Genomic DNA, 1,392 nt, shown 5'->3' with positions numbered 1-1,392 from the left:
CCGGTATCCGCCCCCACCCCCACCAACCCTCAACTGGCCATGGCCGAAGACCTCTTGACCCTCCTGCGTACGACCGTCACGGAGCCCCGTCCCGACGAGCAGCTGGAAGCGCTCACCCTGGCCGTCGCGGCCGATCTGCCCGTGCTGCTCTGGGGTGAGCCCGGCATCGGCAAGACCGCGGCGCTGACACAGCTCGCCGACACCCTCGACCTGCCGCTGACCACGGTCATCGCGAGCGTCCATGAGCCGACCGACTTCTCCGGGCTGCCCATCGTGGGCGACGACCCGGAGACGCGGGGCGTGCCGATGGCGCCGCCGCAGTGGACCGTTGAGCTGGTACGGGCCGGACGGGGGCTGCTCTTCCTGGACGAGCTCTCCACCGCCACCCCGGCGGTCCAGGCCGCGCTGCTCCGGGTCGTCCTGGAGCGCAGGGTCGGCGCGCTCCAACTGCCGCCCGGGGTAAGGATCGTGGCCGCGGCCAACCCGCGCGCCTCGGCTGCGGACGGATGGGAGCTGAGCCCGCCGCTGGCCAACCGGTTCGTGCATCTGTACTGGGTGCACGACCGGGAGGTGGTGGTGCGCGGCCTCGGCGGGGTCTGGCCCCGGGCGGAGCTGCCCCGGCTGCTGCCGGAGCGGCTGTCGGAGGCGGTGGCGTACGCCCGGCGCGCGGTGTGCGGGTTCCTTGAGGCCAGGCCGACGCTGATCCACCGGCTGCCGAGCACCGAGACGCGGCGCGGTGGCGCCTGGCCCTCGCCGCGCAGCTGGGAGGCCGCGCTGACCCTGCTCGCCTTCGGCACGGCGGCCGACGTCTCCAAGGAGGTGCTGGCGCTGCTGGTGCGGGGCGCGGTCGGGGACGGCCCGGGATTCGAACTCCTCGCCCATATCGACCGGATGGACCTCCCCGACCCGGAATCGCTGCTCGCGGATCCGGCGTCCGCCGAGCTGCCGGAGCGGGGCGATCTGCGGCAGGCGGCGCTGGAGGCGGTGGTGGCCGCCGTCGGCGCGCGGCCGCGGCGGGAGCGGTGGGAGGCGGGCTGGGCGGTACTCGTCCGCGCCCTGGAGACCGGCGCCCCGGACCTGCTGGTCGCCCCGGCGACGGCGCTGGCCGCGCTGCGACGGGACGAGTGGGAGGTGCCGGAGGCGGTGGACCGCCTGGCCGGAGTGATCGGCCTCGCCCAACGAGCCACCCGGTCAGTGGACTTGGCCACCGGATCCCCCAAGTCCGCTGCTCCTGCGACGGCGGCGCTCACGTCTCACCCGCCGATGCCGACGCCTCCTCCCACCCCGCCCGCCAACTCTCCTCGTACGACGGGCACCTGCCGATGACGACGCCCGCTGGTCACCCGCCGATGCGGACGACGTCGGTCGGCCATCCGGTCCCGACCCCCGTGC

At 75.1% G+C, this 1,392-nt stretch carries 1 protein-coding gene; it reads left to right on the top strand.

The window, feature by feature from the left end; all coding sequences use genetic code 11:
- Positions 1-33 precede the first annotated feature (33 nt).
- Positions 34-1,326 (top strand): AAA family ATPase, encoded by a 1,293-nt coding sequence (locus CCN72_RS33545; RefSeq protein WP_341868907.1) that lies wholly within the window; start codon positions 34-36, stop codon positions 1,324-1,326.
- Positions 1,327-1,392: the final 66 nt, after the last annotated feature.

It is taken from the genome of Streptomyces murinus (genome assembly GCF_002154555.1).
GTDB lineage: Bacteria > Actinomycetota > Actinomycetes > Streptomycetales > Streptomycetaceae > Streptomyces > Streptomyces murinus.
This window is presented reverse-complemented; position numbering and strand designations above follow the sequence as displayed.